The sequence below is a fragment of the Synechococcus sp. CBW1006 genome (genome assembly GCF_015840525.1).
Taxonomy (GTDB): domain Bacteria; phylum Cyanobacteriota; class Cyanobacteriia; order PCC-6307; family Cyanobiaceae; genus CBW1002.
Genome location: NZ_CP060396.1, coordinates 1,796,946 through 1,812,253 on the forward strand (window position 1 = coordinate 1,796,946; position 15,308 = coordinate 1,812,253).

At 58.5% G+C, this 15,308-nt stretch carries 17 protein-coding genes; 7 read left to right on the forward strand and 10 right to left on the reverse strand.

Translation table 11 applies throughout. The annotated features are described in order from the left end of the window. Positions 1–17: 17 nt before the first annotated feature. Together acsF and H8F26_RS08595 are read right to left on the reverse strand one after the other, a co-directional pair. Positions 18–1,031: a magnesium-protoporphyrin IX monomethyl ester (oxidative) cyclase gene (gene acsF / locus H8F26_RS08590; RefSeq protein ID WP_197159078.1), complete on the reverse strand. Its 1,014-nt coding sequence runs from the start codon at positions 1,029–1,031 to the stop codon at positions 18–20. Positions 1,032–1,430: 399 nt separating this feature from the next. Beyond that, entirely contained in the window at positions 1,431–2,960 is a 1,530-nt protein-coding gene (locus tag H8F26_RS08595) for an IS5 family transposase (protein ID WP_231605560.1), read from the reverse strand. Between the two features lie 421 nt (positions 2,961–3,381). On the opposite strand from H8F26_RS08595, the gene H8F26_RS08600 reads away from it, so the two are divergent. Beyond that, a complete protein-coding gene (locus tag H8F26_RS08600) occupies positions 3,382–3,627 on the forward strand; it encodes a GlsB/YeaQ/YmgE family stress response membrane protein (RefSeq protein ID WP_197158768.1) in 246 nt (81 codons plus the stop codon). A 64-nt stretch (positions 3,628–3,691) separates the two neighbouring features. Here the strand turns inward: H8F26_RS08600 and H8F26_RS08605 are convergent, their stop codons facing one another. Further along, a complete protein-coding gene (locus H8F26_RS08605) occupies positions 3,692–4,369 on the reverse strand; it encodes a hypothetical protein (RefSeq protein WP_231598019.1) in 678 nt (225 codons plus the stop codon). Positions 4,370–4,980: 611 nt separating this feature from the next. Further along, positions 4,981–6,531, reverse strand: a complete 1,551-nt coding sequence (locus H8F26_RS08610; RefSeq protein ID WP_197158770.1) for an IS5 family transposase — start codon at positions 6,529–6,531, stop codon at positions 4,981–4,983. A 154-nt stretch (positions 6,532–6,685) separates the two neighbouring features. On the opposite strand from H8F26_RS08610, the gene H8F26_RS08615 reads away from it, so the two are divergent. Continuing rightward, entirely contained in the window at positions 6,686–7,219 is a 534-nt protein-coding gene (locus H8F26_RS08615) for a GNAT family N-acetyltransferase (RefSeq protein WP_197158771.1), read from the forward strand. A gap of 227 nt (positions 7,220–7,446) precedes the next feature. Here the strand turns inward: H8F26_RS08615 and H8F26_RS08620 are convergent, their stop codons facing one another. Then, the gene (locus H8F26_RS08620) at positions 7,447–8,121 is read right to left on the reverse strand and encodes a hypothetical protein (RefSeq protein WP_197158772.1); all 675 of its coding nucleotides are present in this window, start codon (positions 8,119–8,121) and stop codon (positions 7,447–7,449) included. Here H8F26_RS08620 and H8F26_RS08625 point away from each other — a divergent pair. Next, positions 8,113–8,403: a hypothetical protein gene (locus tag H8F26_RS08625; protein WP_006170418.1), complete on the forward strand. Its 291-nt coding sequence runs from the start codon at positions 8,113–8,115 to the stop codon at positions 8,401–8,403. The two genes, H8F26_RS08620 and H8F26_RS08625, sit on opposite strands and share 9 nt — an antisense overlap. Before the next feature lie 8 nt (positions 8,404–8,411). Here H8F26_RS08625 and H8F26_RS08630 read toward each other — a convergent pair whose 3' ends face one another. Then, a complete protein-coding gene (locus tag H8F26_RS08630; RefSeq protein ID WP_197158773.1) occupies positions 8,412–8,762 on the reverse strand; it encodes a hypothetical protein in 351 nt (116 codons plus the stop codon). A gap of 60 nt (positions 8,763–8,822) precedes the next feature. Between H8F26_RS08630 and H8F26_RS08635 the strand changes: the two genes are divergently transcribed. Together H8F26_RS08635 and H8F26_RS20140 are read left to right on the forward strand one after the other, a co-directional pair. Beyond that, entirely contained in the window at positions 8,823–9,263 is a 441-nt protein-coding gene (locus H8F26_RS08635; RefSeq protein ID WP_197158774.1) for a lysozyme inhibitor LprI family protein, read from the forward strand. Next, positions 9,260–9,472 (forward strand): DUF3955 domain-containing protein, encoded by a 213-nt coding sequence (locus tag H8F26_RS20140; RefSeq protein ID WP_197158775.1) that lies wholly within the window; start codon positions 9,260–9,262, stop codon positions 9,470–9,472. The genes H8F26_RS08635 and H8F26_RS20140 overlap by 4 nt, the downstream gene beginning before the upstream one ends. Positions 9,473–9,535: 63 nt before the next feature. On the opposite strand, the gene H8F26_RS08645 is transcribed toward H8F26_RS20140, so the two are convergent. From H8F26_RS08645 to H8F26_RS19360, 3 genes are all read right to left on the reverse strand, one after another. Further along, complete coding sequence (locus H8F26_RS08645; protein WP_197158776.1) at positions 9,536–10,864, reverse strand: dipeptidase; 1,329 nt, start codon at positions 10,862–10,864, stop codon at positions 9,536–9,538. A gap of 644 nt (positions 10,865–11,508) precedes the next feature. Beyond that, positions 11,509–12,381, reverse strand: coding sequence for an IS3 family transposase (locus tag H8F26_RS08650; RefSeq protein ID WP_231598222.1), 873 nt, complete (start codon positions 12,379–12,381; stop codon positions 11,509–11,511). A gap of 10 nt (positions 12,382–12,391) precedes the next feature. After that, positions 12,392–12,679, reverse strand: coding sequence for a transposase (locus H8F26_RS19360; RefSeq protein WP_231597691.1), 288 nt, complete (start codon positions 12,677–12,679; stop codon positions 12,392–12,394). 131 nt (positions 12,680–12,810) lie between these two features. On the opposite strand from H8F26_RS19360, the gene H8F26_RS08655 reads away from it, so the two are divergent. Together H8F26_RS08655 and H8F26_RS08660 are read left to right on the forward strand one after the other, a co-directional pair. After that, entirely contained in the window at positions 12,811–13,608 is a 798-nt protein-coding gene (locus tag H8F26_RS08655) for a tyrosine-type recombinase/integrase (RefSeq protein ID WP_231605562.1), read from the forward strand. Then, positions 13,608–14,666, forward strand: a complete 1,059-nt coding sequence (locus H8F26_RS08660) for a transposase (protein WP_197158778.1) — start codon at positions 13,608–13,610, stop codon at positions 14,664–14,666. The genes H8F26_RS08655 and H8F26_RS08660 overlap by 1 nt, the downstream gene beginning before the upstream one ends. A gap of 299 nt (positions 14,667–14,965) precedes the next feature. On the opposite strand, the gene H8F26_RS08665 is transcribed toward H8F26_RS08660, so the two are convergent. Further along, entirely contained in the window at positions 14,966–15,292 is a 327-nt protein-coding gene (locus tag H8F26_RS08665) for a type II toxin-antitoxin system PemK/MazF family toxin (RefSeq protein ID WP_231605563.1), read from the reverse strand. Between the last annotated feature and the right edge of the window lie 16 nt (positions 15,293–15,308).

A 15,308-nucleotide genomic window follows, 5' to 3' on the forward strand; every position in this document is an offset into this window, starting at 1 on the left:
ATCAAGGACGGCCCCGATCACGCCGCCCCCGAGGGAACCATGGGCTGGGCGAACTGGCGCAGCAACAGCCCGGCGAAGCGCAGCTTGAGGCCCAGCTGTTTCAGGACACCCAGCGGGCCCTTGGTGCTGGAATCCTTGATCTGCTGGTAGCAGTCCACGAGCCGGTCGCGAAGCTCGAGGTAGTTGCTGCCCTCCAGGTCGAACACCCGGGGGAAGGCACGACGGGCGGTGCGGTTGGTCTGACGCATCACCTCGGCATCGAACCGGTTTGCATCGATTCCGAGGAGCCCATAGAACTCATCACGCTCACAGACCGTGAGGCTGTGGGTGAGGAACACCGACCAGAGGAAGAATCGGCTCAGCAACCGACCGCGTAGCCCGTCCTTGATCTGAGGCCAGCAACGGATCAACATGTTGAAGATGTCCCCATGGCGGTTCTCGTCCTGGCACCAGGGCTCGAAGAAATCGAACAGGGGAGCGAAGTTGCTGTCGGGATGGGCCTTGAGGTGCCGGTCGATGAGGATGTAGCGCCAGTAGCCGATCTTTTCGGACAGAAACACCGAATAGAGCACCCAGCTGAGCGGGAACCAGGTGATCGGCCGGTTGGTGCTCAACTTGGGCAGATCCAGCTGGATGCCCTCGGCCACCAGGGCGCGATTGAGAAAGCCCGCATGGCGGGCCTCATCGCGGGCCATGAGTTGGAACAGGCGGCCCAGGTCGTTGCGGCCGGCCTGGAACAGGCGCCGGGATAGTTCCTTGAACAGCAGGAAGCCCGAGAACTCCGACACGCACGAGCGCACCAGATAGCTCTCGTAGGCACCCTTTTCCTCGAGGCTGAGGTCCCGCAGCCGACCCAGCGGCACGCGTCGATCGAAGTGATCGCGGTTGTAGTCGGCCTCCATCTGGGCCAGCATCGCCTCGAAAGCCGGACGCTGGTTGTCCAGATCGGTGCGGGCTGCCTTCTCGATTTCGGTGGTGTAGAAGCGCGGCGTCAGCAGGTCTTCGCGCAGGTGGGGGGCGGAGGTGGTCATCGCTGGGGGGTGGCAAGGGTGCCGCCGCTGCAGGCCGATCTGGCGCAGCAGGATCAAGCCGGTGAGCCGCTGCTCAGGCGCCCGACACGCCCCGAGAGCGGCAGCCATTGATCAACGGCATAACGACATCGTGATACTACTGGATGGTGCACCATTGCGCCAGCAGGCGACGGCGTCGAGTTCGTTCTGCGGCTCCCGGGTTTTCGAGGTCAACGGGCAGTGCAGGCCAATCCCTGGCAAGAATCTGATTCAGATCGGGTCTGCACATCGTCCTCTGTGTTGAAGTTGCAAAAGCCGATGAGGGCATTGAGGATCGAATCTATTCAGGGCCTCCTGAGAAAGTAAGAACCAGCCCCCGGGGCAAAAAGTGGGGAAGCTTGGCTGAATTCTGAGTGTTGCTCAGGCTGCAGCCGGTTGATTGCTCAGGAGCCGCTCCTCGCCTCTTCGGATGGATTCAGTGCCGATCAGTAGCTGAAACAAGAAGGTAAAAAGAATCAAAAGAAGCCCCAGCAGCTTCTCGAGGTTCATTACCAGTACAGCCAATGCAATGGCTGATCCTTGGGTGGCAGCGAGCTTCTCACAAATCAAACCCAATCCAAATCGCCGCTTCCCCTGTCCGATTTTGCCTTCTACCGCGTTACGTTGACGCTGATCATCAAGAAACTGTCTCTTCTCTTCTGCCACAAGCTCAGGATCGCTCTTGGGCCGACCAAGGCGAGGTCCACTCAGGCGAATCCCATGACGCTGACAGAAAGCACGGTTCGCTCGAGTCCGATAGATCTGATCGGCACAGATCACTTCTGGATCATGACCATGACGACGGCGATAGGCTCTTGCCTGAGCCTTTAGGTCTTCTCCTTCGTTGTAAGGGTCGTAGCTCAGGCGATCCAGGTAGGTAAACCCATCACCGGTGACTGAAATGGAGATCTTGGCTCCGAATTCGACATTGCATCTGGCCTTGCCACGAACAATTGGCCGGATGTGAGCTTGGAAGAGACTCACGATCCGATCTGGGATGCTTCTGCTGTCTGAGTGGTAGAGAATCTTCTGCTGGCGAACCAGTTCGCTGACCACTAAGAGTTTGTGATACCAGTGCCTTCCTGCGGCCAGAAGGCAGCCGCTGCAAGCGATCAGGGCATCAATGCTGCCAAGATTCCGTTCAAGATGACCGAGCTGCTGCTTGATCGCTTTTCGAATCTTGCTGATGCGAGGGCGCTTCTTCTTTGCTACTGCCAGAAACTGCTGACGGGCTTTCTTCCGGTGCGTGCGTGGTTTCAGGCCAAACCCTTCTCTGATCGGCGGATGCATCGCGTCAATCAGTTTTTCTGTAACTTCTCTGGCTTCGTTGAGCAGGGATAAATCAGTCGGATAGCGGATGTCAACCGGTGCGCAGGTGGCGTCAATCAAGAGTGTGCCTTGGTTGGCCGATGGCGTAGACGTGTGATCATTGCTGCTATGTCCCGTGGAAGAACCGCCACCTTTGTCTGCACCTTGATCATCGTCGGTACCTGCGGCCTGGATCACATTCAGCCCATGGCGCACGATCCGTTCGTTGCAGTCGTTGATCACTGACTCCGGCAGGCGCTTCCGGAAATAGACCATCATCGACGGATCAAACGGTGCTGAGAACTGGAATACTTCTAATCCAATGAAGAATTGAAGGTACGGGTTTTCCTTGAGTTGCTCTACCAGCTCATCGTCTGTGATCGCCATACGAGCCTTGATGATCAGTGCACCCAGCGCCATTCGAAATGGCTTGGCAGGTGCCCCAAAGCCTTTGCAGAACTGCGACGCGTAGTCGTCCTCCAGCTCATCCCAGGGAATGAGCTCAGCAAGCTTGATCCAGCGATTGTCACCAGAGAGTTTGCCGCCAAACGGCAAGAAGAAATCCTCAAACGAGAGCTGATGACGATGCTCGCGCCGATACATGTGGAAAACTCTGGACTGCTTTTTCGGCGATCTCGAGCCGAATTGAGCACATTCTACAGTTGAAAACTGCTCGGATCCACTGCGGTGCAGCCGCTTTGCCCTTTTTCAGGAGGTCCTATTCAGTGCTGACAAACCCGAAAATAACGGCTTGCCAATTTAATCTTGGTGTCTGCATGACACTGCAGCCTGGTTCCGATCCTCTGAACGCTGCCTCTGAGTGGCAGGTAAGGAGTGACTGGAGCAGCAGAGAGCTGCGGGGGCCTGGCCACTCCAGGGGCTTGTTCGGAGTGCCCCCATTCTCTCTGATCTGGCGAATGCCCAGGACTTGCTACAAGTCTGTAAGGAACTTAAGCCTGCATGGCTCTTGGCTTGCTCTCGAGTCTACGTTTTTGTTGATCTTCAAGAACAAGGATGAGAGCTCATGAACGTTCTCTGGTTTCTGCTGGTGGGGGTCATTGCCGGTTGGCTCGCTGGTGTCCTGGTCAAAGGCGGTGGCTTCGGCCTGATCGGTGATCTGGTTGTCGGCATCATCGGGGCCCTGATCGGTGGCCTGCTCTTCAGCGGTCTGGGTGGTGTCTTCGGAGGGGGTGTGCTGGGGAGCATCGTGGTGGCCACGCTCGGCGCCGTGATCCTTCTGGTGGTGCTGCGGGTGATCAGGCGCGCCTGAAGGGCGAGGCTCCATATAAAACCCCTGGGGCTGATTAGACCCAGGGGTTGAGCATGCTGATGACTCAGTTGCAGTCGCTTCGCTTGGTGTAGGTGATCGACTGATAACGGCCGTCGGTGGTGCGAATCGTCACGCAGTTGTTCGTTGAGGGCTGCTCCCAGTAGGTGAAGGAACTGTCGGCCAGCTTGGTGCCACCGCGGTAGGTGTAGCCCTTCGATGTCAGGGTTCCTTCGGCCTGCCCCCCCCTGGCGCCCACCAGCGATTGCAGATCGGACACCGGAGCGCCCTCCCGGGCCGGCTCGGTCGTAGTGATGGGCTTGCCGGAGATCAGACCGCCGATCAGGGCACCCACCGCGGCACCCAAGAGCGTGCTGGAATCAGCCTTCTGGCTGGAATCATCGAATCGGGCGTCGGGGTTCTCGACACGGTCGAGCCGAACGGAGAGCTTGCGGGGTTCCCCGTCGTTCCAGCTGAACACCTCATAGTCCGACTGGGCGATGTGACTGACGCTGCGAATTCCGTCGTAGGTCTGCACACTCAGCGCCTGCACATTAGGACCCGAGAAGCTGAACTCCGTGCCGTCATCGAGCTCCACGACATAGGCATCGGTGTTGCCTGCCTTTTTGTGCTTGAAGGTGCAGTGTCCATTGAAGGCTGCGTAGCCACCGCTCATGAGCTTGCAACGGCCCTGGGCCCTGACCAGCACCTCGGCCATGGCCGCCGGGGCGAAGGGGGCGGACATGCCCGCCAGCAGAAGGCCAGCGCCGAGGGCTGCAGAGGTTTGACGAAAGCTGCGAACCATAGTTAATGCGGAAAGAGAAATTCTGATTAGACCGCCTGATTGTGACAGGAAGCGTATGAGGCATAGCACACGCTTCAGGGATAGGCCATGCTGATTGTACCATTTGCTCACCGTCTTGCCCCTTGGTTCCCCTGATCAAACCGAACAGCGTCAGCGCGGCCAGCAGCGGACAGATCAGCTGCTGATCCACCCGTATGTTGGTCTTAGGCGTGCGTAGCTGCACCAGGGCCTCCCACCAGGCGGCATACACTCCCCAGGCCAGGGAGGCCACAACAGGGGGCGGGCTGACGGCCCGCTGACGGCACCGGAGAAGCGCAGCAGGGACCAGCCAGCAAGCAGGACCAGGGCCAAAATCAGAATGTGGCCGGGTTGTCCGACCAGGAATTCAGCGAGGAGGGCCACCGTTCACTACCGAGGGCTCCTACAGGAGCGTCAGAGTTTCCTTACCTAGGGACTCCTGAAAAAGATTCTCGGCCCATCGGCGCCGGATTCGTCCGTTTGCTTCGCGTTAATCAGGCTGGCAAGCGCGGTGACATCAAGTCGGCCAGATCTCAAAAGCATGGCTTGCAGATGCCCTCAGGCGCTCTGATCGCTGACCAGGCCATAAAAAAGCTGTAGATCCACCCAAAAAGAAGGACAAAAAAGAGGCGCAGCAGCCTCAAGACCTTTTCCGCGCACATCACGACAAAGGCCATCGAGATGGAGGATTCGGCACCAGCTGGTAGACGAGCCATGATCAGATCCAGGGAATACTTGCGCTTTCCAGAGCCAAAGACGCCTTCCACTTTATTGCGTCGAGCTTGATCAGATCGGAGCTGGTGCTTGTGTGCAGTGGTGACATCAGGATCCTTGGGCGGGCGACCCAATCGCTTGCCGGAGAGGCGAATACCGTTCCTCGTGCAGAAATGCCTATTCTTGGCCGTGATATAAATCCGGTCGGCGCAGATTCGCTCTGGGTAAGATCCTGTATCCAGCTTGTATTTTTCCGCCTGAGCGATAAGGTCTTCTCCTTCGTTGTAGGGGTTCCAGCTTATGCGGTGCAAGAACGGAAAGCCGTTTTGAACCGAAACACTGATTTTGGCTCCAAACTCCACCGCAGCACGTGCTTTGCCTCGCACCATTGGGCGGATATGGGTCTGCACAAGATTCACCAGGCGGTCTGGAATGCTGTTGGTCTGAGAGGCGAGCAGAAGGCCCTGTTGCCGCTCCAACTCGCTGCAGGCCAACAACTTCTGCCACCAATGCCTCTTAAGCTCGGAAAGCCTTGCCCCGCAGCCGATCAGAGCATCAATGGCCTTGAGATTCTGCCGCACATAGCCAAGCTGATGTTTAATGGCAGCCTTCACTTTGCGGCGACGTGGTCGTTTTTGCTTCGCCACTCTCAGGAAATGAGCACGAGCAAGGCCACGGTCGTAGCGAGGTCGATGTCTCCTGAATCCCGATGACTGACTGCACAGATCATCAATGACTCGCTCGGTCGTTGTGCGAGCCTCGTTGAGGAGCTTGAGGTCTCTGGGATAGGTGATGTCGGCTGGAGTGCAACTGGCATCAATCGTGAGAGTGCCCCAATTCTTTCCTTCTGGCCAGTCAGCAGGCTTGATCAACGCATCAAGTTCTAGCTGAGCGCCTCCTCCACTGGAATCACGATCATCATGGTCGTCATCGTCTGCTGCCTGAGCAAGTGCTTCCAGAAGGATCTCTTTGCCGCGCTGCACCACCAGCTCGTTGATACGGCGCAGATCCTCGTCAGAAAAACGCTTGCGAAAGTGCACCATCATCGAGGCATCAAACGGTGCCTTAGCTGTGTAGCCCGCAAAGCCGAGAAAGAACTGAATATAGGCGTTCTCTCTGATCTGATGGACTGTCTCTTCGTCGGTGAGCCCTAACTTCTGTTTGATGTAGAGAGCACCAAAGGCCATTCTCACTGATTTGGCTGGAGCGCCAATTGTGGCGCTGAATTGAGGGGCATAGGTTTCTTCCAGCTCATCCCATGGGATCAGCCCCTCCAGTTGAACCCAGCGATTCTCGGGATCAAGTGTGCCGCCAAATGGCAGGTGGAACTCCTTGATTGAGATCTGACCGTTATTGTGCCTCCGGTACATATTGAGCGATCAGGAGTAAAGGCAATCACGGATTGCCTGATTCACGGCTACTTTAGCGGTTTCTCATGCTTGAGACCAGCTGCGGCGCAATGGATCTGGATTTTTCAGGAGACCCTACCTAGAACAGAATACCGCCACAAGCGAGAAGGCACTGATGCAGCTGCCCATCCTTGACCAGGAACGAGCTGATGAACGTTGCCTGGGCGGCCAGGCTCTCATCCAGGCTGGGAGGTGGGCGGAGGGCCCCGGTGACAGCCCAGCGATCACTGCTCTGCTGGAGAGCTGCTTCCCCACCCCAGCGGAGGCCAGGCTGGTCATGGCACTGCGCCAAGCCGGGCGGCTCACGGTGTCCCTCGTCGCTACAGATCAGGAACAGTTCGTTGGCCATGTGGCCTTCTCGCCGGGCAGCACGACGGCGGGACCTACCGGCGTTGGTCTGGCTCCACTGGCCGTGGCATCAACCTACCGCTGCCAGGGTATTGGCGCCCAGCTGGGGCGAGCAGGGCTGGACGTTGCCAGCCAAATGAGGCACACCTGGGCTGTAATGTTGGGTGAGCCCGGCTACAATGAGGGTGAGAAGGTCGATCTCGGCGGCTTCCCGCTTGGTGCAGGCGCCGCTGACCTGCATCGAATCGTGCATCAGCTAGTCGTCGATGACGATGTTCGTGCGCATGGGCGGCCTCCCTGATGTGTAGAGAGTAGTTTTGTCATAAACATTTTGCTTGCTCGCGCTGGCGGCCAGCTTGCGCGCCAGCGCAAGGGCCCCTTCGGAGGGCATGAAGCGGGGCCTTTTGACGTGACGGCCGGGAGCGGCCGTAGTGATGGGTGATGCGCTTCTCCATCCCGATTCCATGGGCAGCTGCAAAGGCCAGGTCAGAGAACCCGGCCAGGGCAAGCAAATGCAGGGGCGATGACTTACTCCCCGTCCCCCAGGAAGATCAGCGAGTCCCGGTTCACCCACAGCACCCGGCCGCTCTGGCCTGGGTAGCCCACCCGGCACCAGGTGCCCTGGCTGTTTGAGGTGCACGCCAGCTTGTCGAGCGTTTCCCCCGACACCCCCATCCCCGCGATCGCGGCGCCGTAGTTGGGCTTGGCGTACAGGGTCACCGTGGGCTGACCATGGCCGCTGAGTTTCACCTTGCTGTGGGCCTGGTGATCCACGGCCGCTGCGGGCCGACTCTTGACGTTGGAGACGGCGATTCTGTTGCCGTCGCCGTTCTGCTCGCTGAGCGTGAAGCTGTGGTGGCCGCTCATCAGCCAGATGCGGCCCTGCTCATCACGCATGCGGCGGTTGTCGGTGGTGGGGGGACCGGCCGGCACGAAGCGATAGATGGCACTGCCGCTGAAGCTGATCTCAAATCCCCCGTTGCCCCAGGGCTTCACCTGACAGGTCTGCTTGCTGTCGTTCATCCAGCAGTCCAGCGTCTGGGCGGCCGTGGCAGGACGCACCAGGGAGGCCCCGGCGATGACACTCGCGCTGACAGCAGCGATGGCGAGGAAGCGGCGGTGGAGCATGCGGGAGCAAAGGAAAGCCAATCGATTATCCAGGTGGGTGTAGCAATCCCCCACCACCAGCAGGCCATGACACACCCGGACATCCCTGCCCTGGAGGCCCTCAGCCGCGACTACAGCGAGACGCCCCGGCGGGTGCTGTTTGTGCTGGGTTCCGGGAAGAGCCCAGCGGTGGAGGTGTTTGAGGCTGCAGCGCAGCAGCGCTCCACCAGCATCGATCCCCAGCACCTGGCGGAGATGGCCGCCGGCAGGCGCCGCTCGCTGACGCTCTGCACCCCGATGCAGATGGTGCCTGAGATCGTGCGCTCGCTTGCCCACAGCAATGTGGCCGTGTACCAGGTGCAGCTGCTGGAGGAGTGAGCCCAGACTCACTCCATCGTGCGCACGGGGGTGGTGCACCAGCGGCTGCGGCCGATGCCGGCAGCACTCTGGAAGCGATCGTCGCGGAAGTCCGCTCGGCCGGTTCTGGGCTCAATGCGGGCCACCCGCCAGAGCTCCTGCTCGCAGTTGATCGTGACGGTGATGCGGGTGCCGTCGGTGGCGTTGATCCGCACGAAGCGCACACCGTCGTAGAGGCCCAGGGGCTGGCCGCCCGCTGCCTGAAGCAGCACCGCGAGGTTGCTGCCTGCCGGGGCTGCCCATGCGGCAGCCGGGTGGCTGACAAGGCAGCCGGCGATGGCCGTGAGCAGCAGGGGGAGCCGGGGGAGCAGGCTGGTCATGGGGAAGAGGCGCGGCGACTCGGAACAGCAGCATCCAGCATGACAATGTGTCTGGGGAAAATGCGTCTGGAGAAAAGCCTCACGATGCGCACCTGTCTCCACCTGCTGCTGGCCGCCTCCCTGGTGCCGCTGCTGCTGCCGCTGCCGGCACCAGCAGCGGAGGTCTGCACCCCATCAGAAAGCACCGTGGCTGAAACCCGCTGCGTGATGCAAGCCCTCCAGGCCATGGACCGGGAGCTGGAGAAGGCCCTGGCCCGGGTGGCCAGCGAGGCCAGGCAAGTGCCGAGCGAAACCTTCCAGACGCTCTGGCGCGACAACCTCACCGGCTTCTACAAGACGAGTGCCGACCCAAACGAGCAGGCGCGTGCTTTCCGCGCCGAACGCCGCAGGGTGTGCGCCTACGCCAAGTCGGTGAGCTTCCAGGGCACGGGCTACGGCATCTTCACGACCCGCTGTGAGCTGGCGCTCACCCAGACCCTGCTGGAGCAGCTGCGGCCATGAAACGCCCGCTCATCCGCCTATCGCTGTTGCTGCTCGCTGGTTCAATGGCCTGCTGGGTCGCCTATCGGCTGATCGGCGTACATGTGCATGCAGATGGCATCCTGCGGGAGGCCTTTCCTCTGATCCCTATCGGTTATGTTCTAGGCTTAGGTGGCGTTGGGGCTGGGATCGCTGGCCTTCTGTGGAGGAAGCCAGCAAGAGGCAGGTGATGCAGATGTCAGGCATTTAACGCCCTCAATATGTAATCCCACATAAGCCCTTGGTGTCTTAATCTAAATCCAGATCTCCTCCATCACTCGGTACATATTGCCGCCGAGGAACTTGCCGCAATCCTGTTCCGAGTAGCCTTTCTCCAGCATTTTGTCCACCAGTGCGGCAACGATCTGATACGGCGCCGGTGTGGGTACGCCCTTGGCGCCCATCGCCGCGCTGTAACCGCCATCGGGAAACACGGCCGCACCCGCCGGGGTCTGAATCAGCGAAGCAGTGAGGTTGACATTGGGAATGAAGTCCGAACCAAAACCAACATGATCGATGCCTACGAGGTTTGCCATGTAGTCGATATGACGAAATAGAGCATCGGTAGTCACGATATCCGGATTGGTCTTGTCCATAAAGGCGCCGACCATATTGATCGAGCACACACCACCACTCTTCGCAATCGCCTTGATCACCGTATCAGAGAGACTGCGCTGGTAGTCTGCAATTGCCAATGCTCCCGAATGCGATGAGATCACGGGTTTGCTGCTGCGTTCAATCGCATCGAGTGATGTCCGCTCACCGGTGTGGCTGACATCAACAATCATGCCGTAGCGGTTGTAAGCATCGATCAACTGTTTGCCATACGCAGTCAGGCCACCGTTGGCGGTCTCAAAACAACCATCACCGACGGCATTCCGCTGGTTATAAGCGAGCAGGCAATATCCATAGCCCAGTTGCCGCCATAACCCGACCATATCCACATCGCCAGCAAACAATGCCGTGCCCTGATGGGTGAAGAACAGGCCGAGCTTGTTTTCTTTGATGGCGGTATCGATATCATTGGTCGTGCGCACAATTTTGTATTTGTCGGGTTTCTCGCTGATCTTGTTCAAGTAGAACATCAGTGACTGCGCGACACCCTTGATCGAAGAATCCAGCGAATCTGCCGATGGGCAGCATGCCAGCACCTTGAAACCCGCTGCCTTGCAACGCTCCATTTCGTCGTGAAATTCCGGTGCCTGCGGGCTAGACCACTGACTCGGCCAGACGCCAGAAAACAGGGTATCCATCGTGATGGATGCCTTCACAATTTTCTTCGCCCTGTTTGTCGCAGAATATTTGTGCAATCGTTGGGGGATCTTCGAGTAATCGATGATATTAAGTTTAGGCGTGCTGACCGAGGAATTGGTTGGCGGGATGTCAGCGGCTGATGCGTTGTTGGAGCCGAGGATTAGAGTGGATGCTGCCCCTCCCCCTATAAGAGCGAGCGTCTGCAGGAACTCACGCCTGGTGGAATCGCATGCCGGTGGCGAATAACCTATAACATCAAGTCCCGTGTCGATTATGGCCAGCTCCTTGGAACCATTACGTTCTTGATTGTTTCTTATTTTGTCTCTCATTTGAGATATACCTCATGTGTTTATTGGTGTCCAACTTGTTCTTAGCTGAATCCGCAGAAACTGGCAGCCATAGCTTCGCATTCCGTATAAGACGCTAACTCCTTGGGCCGCAGCCTCCAGGACCCACTGTGAGTCAGGGACTTTGCAGAGCGCTGTGCCAGTTGGTTGACGATTTATGCGGACCTTCATATGTGTACTGCATTGTGTGTGAGCACAAGTACTTACTGGACATACAGAAAGACCGCGCATGCCTCCAGGTTTGGAACCCGCCTAACGCTGGCCATCACCTGACCGCAAAAAGCTGCTGGTTCGGGATCTCATTAGGCTTCGGGAAATTGAAGGGGGCGGGTCAGGTGCATGGCCGTGTTGGACGAAGCCGCTACGCGGCAGATCAAGACCAAGCATAGCCTACTCATCACTTTTTAAGCGACAGTGACCTGGTTGAAGCCTCTGAGAAGGAACAGAAGCATTTGTTTCCGCTTGTGCTGAGTCCTGGCGGCTCACAGTGAGGGATGCACGCCTTGCGGTGTGCAGCTGTCCTTCATGTCCCATCAGCGATGGGTGGTGTTATGAACCACGATGAACAGGAGCGATTTGATCAGCTCTATGCACAACATCTGCAAGCTCTCTGAGGTGGGTGCCTTTTATTGGACAGTTCCGGCCCCTGACATCGTTAACCCAGGACGGGTGGAACATGGTTCGGCCTCAGTGTAGACCGCGTGGGGAGTTTTGCCTCCAAGGGAACTGTGAGGTCTTACATGGCAATACCGCCACAGGAAGCGGGCCAGGCTGATTTCAGCGTCCCAGCCATCGCTGTATGCCCGTAGGTAGACCTCCTCGTACTTGACAGTCCTCCACAGCCGTTCAACAAGGATGTTGTCGTAGCACCGCTTTCTGCCGGACCAGCTGATCTGGATCCGCTCCCCTTTGAGTCTGGCCACAAAGTCAGCGGACGTGAACTGACAGCCTTGATCGGAGTGGAAGATCTCTGGCCTACGGCCGCCTCCCAAGGCCATCTCCAGGGCCTCCAGACAGAACTTCGTGTCAAGGCTGTTGGAGAGCCTCCAGCTGAGCACATGCCTGGAATGGAGATCCATGATCGCCACCAGATAGAGGAACCCTTTCTGCAGAGGGATGTAGGTGATGTCGGTCGCCCAGACCTGATCCACCGACGTGACCTGCGTGAGGTCCACCAGGCAGGGGAACCGCACGGACGGATCACCTGGAACCGTCGTCCGGGGCTTCTGGTAGATCGCCCGTAATCCCATGCGCCGCATGAGGTTTCGCACTCGATCTCGGCTGATCGGGATACCATCTTGGGCCAGATAGTCCACCATCCGGCGGCTGCCGCTGCAGGGATCCTCCAGGTAGAGAGCATCGATCCTGGCCATGATCCGCAGCGTCGATACACGGACCGGTGTCGGCCGGTAGTACAGCGTGGATCGAGGCAGCCCCAGCAGCGCACACTGCCTGCTGATGCTGAGCTCGGGGTGGTCGTGATCGACCAGCTTGCGCAGTTCACGGGCATCAGAGCAGTTGAGACTTTTTTTTGAGCCACTCCAGCTCCATCTGCAGCCGTCCGATCTGCTGGAACAGCTCCGCCTCCTTGGCCTGCCCCTCCTCCTTGTCCTTGGTCTTCTTGCCTCGGGTGAAGAGCTCGCTGGCACCGTCCAGGAGCTGCCGCTTCCACTGGCTCACCTGGATCGGGTGGATGGCGTGGTCGGCGGCGATCTCCTGGATCGTCTTGCGGCCACTGATCGCCTCCATGGCGACCCTGGCCTTGAACTCGGGGCTGTGGGTGCGGCGCTTGCTCATCGGTGGGAGCCCCTTTCAGGGGCGGTACCCCGCCTCAGAGGTTAACGATGGGGCCTGTCCAGAAAAGCCAGACCACCTCACTCAAGTTGCAAGGAAAACGCGGTAAGACGATTGATGGCTATGCCAGGGCCGTGCGGCGCATCGCCGGATATTTCGATCGCTGCCCTGACAATCTCTCAACAGAAGAGCTCAAGAGCTACTACAGCGCCATGGTCGAAAGCTACTCCTGGAGCAGCATCAAGGTAGACCTATGGGGCTTGGTCTTCTTCTATCAGTATGTGCTTGGCCGACCACTGGAGTGGATCAAGATCGTCAAACCCCCGCAGGTTCAATCGCTGCCTGATATCCCCACGCGCCAGGAGGTGCAGCGACTGATCAATAGCGTACGGCGCCTCCGTTACCGCGTGTTCTTCCTGACCGTTTACAGCCTGGGCCTGCGACTTGGAGAGGGACTGGATCTGGAAGTCGGTGACATGGACGGCCAACTCCGTCGGGTGCATATCCGCCAGGCTAAAGGAGGGAAGGATCGCTATGTGCCGCTGCCGGAATTGACGCTGCAGAACCTACGACGGTTCTGGGCTACGCATCGGCACCGGCGCTTGCTGTTCCCAAACCCTTCCGGCAGCGCCGCCACCGTTCGAGCCGCAAGCAGGCCGATGGATCGCAGTGGCGTGCAAGCTGCCCTCAAAGCAGCGCGGATCGAGTGCGGGATCCACAAGCGCCTGACGGTGCACTCGCTCCGCCATGCCTACGCGACGCACCTGCTGGAGCTGGGCGTGGATCTGAGGGCGATCCAGGTGCTTCTGGGCCACAGCAGGCCGGAAACCACAGCCCGGTATGCCCATCTCACCGAGGTGAACCGGGACCAGGCGAAAGAGCGGATCGAGGAACTGCTGGGTGGCTTTCAGCTGCGCTGGGAGGAAAGCTGATGATTCTGCTCGCCGATCTGGTGGATCACTACCGCAACGAATTGGAGCGACTCCACGGCCATGAGCTTCTACCAAGCCATCACAACGCCCTCAATGCCATCCGCCGTTGTCGGAATCAATACAGTGCTGTGATGCTGCTGGAATGTAAGGACTGCCAACAGAGCGTCATTCTGCCGCATTCCTGTGGTCATCGCAGCTGCCCCCATTGTCAACAGCATGAGAGCCAGGAGTGGCTGGAAAGGCAGCGCAGCAAGTTGCTGCCAGTCAGATATTTCTTGATCACCTTCACGGTGCCGGCCCAGCTCAGGAGTCTGTTCTGGAATCATCAGCACAAAACCTATGATCTGCTGCTCAAAACCGCATGGCAGACTATTGACTCGTTCTCGAGAAGAGATCGAAGGCTGAAGGGCCGAACTGGAGCCCATGCAGTTCTGCACACTCATAACCGCCGGCTCGACTATCATCCCCATGTCCATCTGATTGTGCCCGCAGGCGCAATTAACCAGCAGAGTAGAGAGTGGCGCGAGAAGAAGAGCAACGTCCTGTTCTGGGCCAACAATCTGGCGAGGGTCTTCCTCGCCAAATGGTTTGAGGCCCTACGAGTGGCGAGTCTACGCTGCGAAGAACAGCTCCCGAATGAATGGGTGGTGGACTGCACGGATGTCGGACACGGAGAGCAAGCCCTCGTTTATCTGGGTCGCTATCTCTATCGGGGCGTTCTGCCAGAGAAGAACATTATCGCAAACACCGCTGGTGAGGTCAGCTTCCGCTATAAGGACAACCGGGGCCAAGAGCAGATCCGCACGATGCCAGGGGCCGAGTTTCTCTGGCTGCTGCTGAGGCACGTACTGCCACGGCGGTTTCGACGCGTGCGGGATTTTGGCATTCTGCATGCGAACTGCAAGCGGCTGGTTCAGCTGTTGCAGCTTGTGCTCAAGGTTCCTATACCGTCGCCACGGCTCCCCCTGCAACGATCACCGGTTCTCTGTCAGTCTTGCGGGAAGGCGATGACACTGATCGCCAGGATGGTCCGAATCACTGAGCATCAGTTGTGTTGAGCTGAAGTCATAGTGCAAATTATATTCATGGTTTCATAGCCAGAAGGCATCCGCATGCGGCTCTGTAGAGAGCGATCGGCATCACGATATGCAGCCGCAGCTTTGCCGTGGTCGTACAATGCGAAACAAGCAACAGAAACACTCATGAAGCCAGGCTGCTGGCCATTCTCCTGGTTGTAAATCTGAACCAGACTTGAATTCAGGCGGGACGTATCTACCGTAGACGACTGGTCTAAAGCCTCAAAGGGCTTGTCCAACACCGGATAAGATCGTGGCTGCGCACGATCTATCCTTGTTCGTTAGAGAGTGGCAGGATTGTCAGGAACAAGCAGGGGCAGGATCCTTGCTGTAACCATCGCCAGCACATCAGACGAAGCACGCTCAATCAGCTTCGCCTTCCTGGCACGCCAGTCAAGGCTCTTCAACTGATCTGCAAGGACGACACCGACCACACCACTGCCCTCAGGCAATGCCACTTCAAACGGATAACCCTTGACTCGTGATGTCACTGGACAAAACAAGGCCAAGCCCACCTTCGCGTTGTAGGCCTTTGGCGAGATCACCAAAGCAGGACGCCGCCCAGCCTGCTCACTACCCGTCTGCGGTGTGAACTCCAGCCAGACCAAGTCACCCCGATCAGGG

Excerpts from the sequence above, each read along its gene's own strand:
- H8F26_RS08600 (WP_197158768.1), top strand. The coding sequence starts at position 3,382 with ATGAACGTTCTCTGGTTTCTGCTGGTGGGGGTCATTGCCGGTTGGCTC.
- H8F26_RS08610 (WP_197158770.1), bottom strand. The coding sequence starts at position 6,531 with ATGTACCGGAGGCACAATAACGGTCAGATCTCAATCAAGGAGTTCCAC.
- H8F26_RS08615 (WP_197158771.1), top strand. The coding sequence starts at position 6,686 with ATGCAGCTGCCCATCCTTGACCAGGAACGAGCTGATGAACGTTGCCTG.
- H8F26_RS08595 (WP_231605560.1), bottom strand. The coding sequence starts at position 2,960 with ATGTATCGGCGCGAGCATCGTCATCAGCTCTCGTTTGAGGATTTCTTC.
- H8F26_RS08635 (WP_197158774.1), top strand. The coding sequence starts at position 8,823 with ATGCGTCTGGAGAAAAGCCTCACGATGCGCACCTGTCTCCACCTGCTG.
- H8F26_RS20140 (WP_197158775.1), top strand. The coding sequence starts at position 9,260 with ATGAAACGCCCGCTCATCCGCCTATCGCTGTTGCTGCTCGCTGGTTCA.
- H8F26_RS08645 (WP_197158776.1), bottom strand. The coding sequence starts at position 10,864 with ATGAGAGACAAAATAAGAAACAATCAAGAACGTAATGGTTCCAAGGAG.
- acsF (WP_197159078.1), bottom strand. The coding sequence starts at position 1,031 with ATGACCACCTCCGCCCCCCACCTGCGCGAAGACCTGCTGACGCCGCGC.
- H8F26_RS08630 (WP_197158773.1), bottom strand. The coding sequence starts at position 8,762 with ATGACCAGCCTGCTCCCCCGGCTCCCCCTGCTGCTCACGGCCATCGCC.
- H8F26_RS08625 (WP_006170418.1), top strand. The coding sequence starts at position 8,113 with ATGACACACCCGGACATCCCTGCCCTGGAGGCCCTCAGCCGCGACTAC.
- H8F26_RS19360 (WP_231597691.1), bottom strand. The coding sequence starts at position 12,679 with ATGAGCAAGCGCCGCACCCACAGCCCCGAGTTCAAGGCCAGGGTCGCC.
- H8F26_RS08605 (WP_231598019.1), bottom strand. The coding sequence starts at position 4,369 with ATGTCCGCCCCCTTCGCCCCGGCGGCCATGGCCGAGGTGCTGGTCAGG.
- H8F26_RS08660 (WP_197158778.1), top strand. The coding sequence starts at position 13,608 with ATGATTCTGCTCGCCGATCTGGTGGATCACTACCGCAACGAATTGGAG.